We start from the raw sequence: 3,316 nt of genomic DNA, 5'->3' as shown, positions 1-3,316 counted from the left end.
CATCGAGGGCCTACCACCCCTGCCCACTTGACAGAAGTGCTCTCCATATCAGCGGGCCGAGTCCCCGTGCTGGGCGATCAGGGCCGCACGCAGACTCAGGAGACGGCCGACGAAGGTCGCCAGGTCCTCCGCCGTCATGGCGACCTCGCCGGGCTGCGACGAGTTGTCGATCCGGACGGTCGCCGTCGGGGTCTCGGTGGCCCCGTCGAGATAGGCGACCTGGCGGAGCAGGTCGACGATCGCGACCTCGTGCTCGTAGGTCGGGCGCCACTGATGCGCCCGGGAGGCGTGTTCGACACCGTCGAACTCGGCGGCGAGGTCCTCGTCGCACCACCGCGGGTGGACGGCCTCGGACGACACGTCTCGTCCGGCCACGTCCGGAGCGTGAGTCGTGCCCCTGCGAACTCCCATGCCGTTCCCCTCGCCGCGCGCGGACTCGACGACAGGCACCGGGGGCTCGGGTACGACGTCTAGCTCAACCCTCACCTCCGAGGGACAGTCGGGCAATACTCCAACGAGTGAGTCTCACGGCTCAACTGCGCACTACGTTGTCACTCTCCGCATGATTCGACCTCGACGAGTGAGTCGACGGGCGGCGAACCGGCGGTCCCGGTCGTCGCCGGGTGACCTTTCGCCGGCGCCGGGCCGCCCGCGCGGACAGAATGAGACGGCGGGCAGTCTCCGGTGGGATGAAAGCCAGATAGAGCGTGAGCATGAGCATGGTGAAGAACCCCACCATGATCGAGAATGCGATCGACACATGGAGGGAGACCCCGAGCGCGAGCACCCAGGGGCGCAGGGTGCGGTTCCACACGAGAATCGCGAGCGCGAGCTCGAGCACGAGGGTGCCGAAGGTCAGTATTTCGGACAGGACGACCGAGTCGGTGAGGAAGCCCGGGGTCGCGAATCGATGGATATCGTCGATACGCAGCGCGTACGACACCGCCGTTCCGTCACGCCACCGATCCCCCTGCAATTTCCCCCAGAGGGTGGCGAAGTAGATGACGCTGAGCTGGATCTGCATCAGGCGCAGCGTCCAGGGCGCCCGGAGCGGGAACTCCCAGAACCGCTCCCGCGCGCGGCGCCACCGGTCGAGCGACAATGCCTCGCCGGCCGGGGAGAACACGAGGTAGAACGCCAGGGTTCGCAGCAACAGATCCCCGGCGTTGAGGATGTAGGGATCACGGCGCTCGAACGACAGCACCCCGACGAACACCAGGATCGCCGCCAGCCGCGTCCGGAACCCGATCATGACGCCGATCGCCCCGAGCAGGGTCACCGCCCACAGGCCGATGACCACCGGCGCACTGGTCGAGACGCCGAGCAAGGTCCATGCGCCGGGGCCGAGAGCCGGCGGCGTCGGCAACACGCCCGTCGGTCCGTAGAACGTCAGCAGGGTCGGCAGCTGCGACAACGTCCAGAGAGTCGCCACGAAGCCGAACACGATCCGGACGACGGCGATCGTCGAGGTCGGTTCGGGCCGGAACCAGAACGTGTTCCAGCCCGCGCGGATCCGATCCGTCGCGACCTTCATCGGGAGATCACGGGGGCGGTGTAGAAGTCCTGATCGACGAAGGGCAGGGCGTCGGGCTCCGACCCGGGCGGCAGGTTCCTCGAGGCTCTCCGGACGAGAGTCACCCGTACGGGATCACCCCCCACGCGCCGGTCCTGCCCGACCACCCACTCGGCGTAGGACCTCAGGAGTGCGCTCCCGCCCGCTTCGGACAGGCTCTCCCCGTACTTCTGCCACCGATAGCCCCAGTACTCCGACGGCCCGACGCCGGTCGGGATCGGATGGAACGCCACCGAACCATCGGCCCGGTCGACGCGGGCCAGGACGTAGACCGTCGCCCCGCGCGGGTTCGGTGAGAAGATCGACCAGGTCTGGTCCAAGCCGGTCATGTTGAGGTAGGGCCGGGCGGCAGCCATGAGATTTGTCTTGATCACCGAATCCGGCATGTGCTGCACGAGGATCGCCCCGAGGGTGACGACGACGAAAAGGGTGATCGCCATCCGGCGCCGAGGTGAGACCGCGCAGCGCGCGGCCACTTCCGGCTCGTCGGAGTCCGTCGATTTCACGTTCGTCTTCGCATCCATGTCCAGGTCCACTTCGACATCATCGTTCGATGATCATTCGATAGCGTCGGCCCCGAATCGCTCCGAGAGCCGCACAGTGCGAATGGCTCCAACCTCTCGGACGAGAGGCTGGGGCCATCCGGCATCACATGTGCTCCTACGGGAGCAGTAGTCCCCACGCGCCCAGGACCGGCGCGAGCAGCCCCGCAGTCGGGGTCGCCGGAGCGTCCTCAGTGGCCGGAGCGTCCTCGGTCGCCGGAGCGTCCTCGGTCGCCGGAGCGTCCTCGGTCGCCGGAGCCTCCTCAGTGGCCGGAGCGTCCTCAGTGGCCGGAGCGTCCTCAGTGGCCGGAGCCTCCTCAGTGGCCGGAGCCTCCTCAGTGGCCGGAGCCTCCTCGGTCGCCGGAGCCTCCTCGGTCGCCGGAGCCTCCTCGGTCGCCGGAGCCTCCTCGGTCGCCGGAGCCTCCTCGGTCGCCGGAGCCTCCTCAGTGGCCGGAGCCTCCTCAGTGGCCGGAGCCTCCTCAGTGGCCGGAGCCTCCTCAGTGGCCGGAGCCTCCTCAGTGGCCGGAGCCTCCTCAGTGGCCGGAGCCTCCTCAGTGGCCGGAGCCTCCTCAGTGGCCGGAGCCTCAGTCACGGGAGCCTCGGTCGCCGGAGCGTCCTCGGTACCCGGCACGATCGGCTCGTCGACCAACGGACCGTCTGTTGACGGTGCAGTGCGGGCGTTTGCTCCGGGAGCCAGAGGGGTCGGGTCCGGAGTCGAGGTCTGGTCGCCCAGGTCGATGGTGCTCAAGGGTCCAGCCACGACGACATCCAAGCCGGCGCTGCCGGTGATGGTGTTGTTGCCGTTGCCCGCGGTGATGTTGTCGTCGCCGGCGCTGCCGGTGAGGATGTTGTTGCCGTCACCCGCGATGATGACGTCCGCACTCGGACCACCAGTGATGGTGTTGTTGCCCTCCCCGCCGTCGAGGTTGTCGGCGTAGATCGAGCCGGTGATGGTGTCGTTGCCGTCGAGGCCAATGACCGTCACGCCGACGGTGGCATTCGTGCAGTCGATGGTGTCGTTACCGGCGGTGCCGGTGATGACATTGCCGGCCTCTGTGACTCCAGCGCTCAGAACACAGCCCGTTCCGCCGCCGGTCGTGCCGGTGGTGCCGGTCGTGCCGGTCGTTCCGTCGGTGGTGCCCGTCGTGCCGGTCGTTCCGTCGGTGGTGCCGGTCGTGCCGGTCGTTCCGTCGGTGGTGCC

Annotated in this window: 4 protein-coding genes; all 4 read right to left on the bottom strand. The window is 68.4% G+C overall.

The features are described 5' to 3' along the window. Window positions 1–48 precede the first annotated feature (48 nt). A complete protein-coding gene (locus PH189_RS30215; RefSeq protein WP_274192567.1) occupies window positions 49–375 on the bottom strand; it encodes a hypothetical protein in 327 nt (108 codons plus the stop codon). 157 nt (window positions 376–532) lie between these two features. Beyond that, on the bottom strand, window positions 533–1,534 hold the full coding sequence (locus PH189_RS30210; RefSeq protein ID WP_274192566.1) for an HTTM domain-containing protein: 1,002 nt from the start codon (window positions 1,532–1,534) through the stop codon (window positions 533–535). After that, window positions 1,531–2,013 carry a hypothetical protein gene (locus PH189_RS30205; protein ID WP_274192565.1) on the bottom strand — a complete coding sequence of 161 codons (483 nt, stop codon included), beginning with the start codon at window positions 2,011–2,013 and terminating at the stop codon, window positions 1,531–1,533. The genes PH189_RS30210 and PH189_RS30205 overlap by 4 nt, the downstream gene beginning before the upstream one ends. A 220-nt stretch (window positions 2,014–2,233) precedes the next feature. Continuing rightward, window positions 2,234–3,316, bottom strand: a 1,083-nt coding sequence (locus PH189_RS30200; protein ID WP_476298964.1) for a calcium-binding protein, incomplete at its 5' end; no start/stop codon positions are given.

The organism is Actinomycetospora chibensis (assembly GCF_028737215.1).
In the GTDB taxonomy this organism is placed as follows: domain Bacteria; phylum Actinomycetota; class Actinomycetes; order Mycobacteriales; family Pseudonocardiaceae; genus Actinomycetospora; species Actinomycetospora chibensis.
Note: the sequence above shows the minus strand (reverse complement) of the source record. Positions and strands in the feature narration are given on the sequence as shown.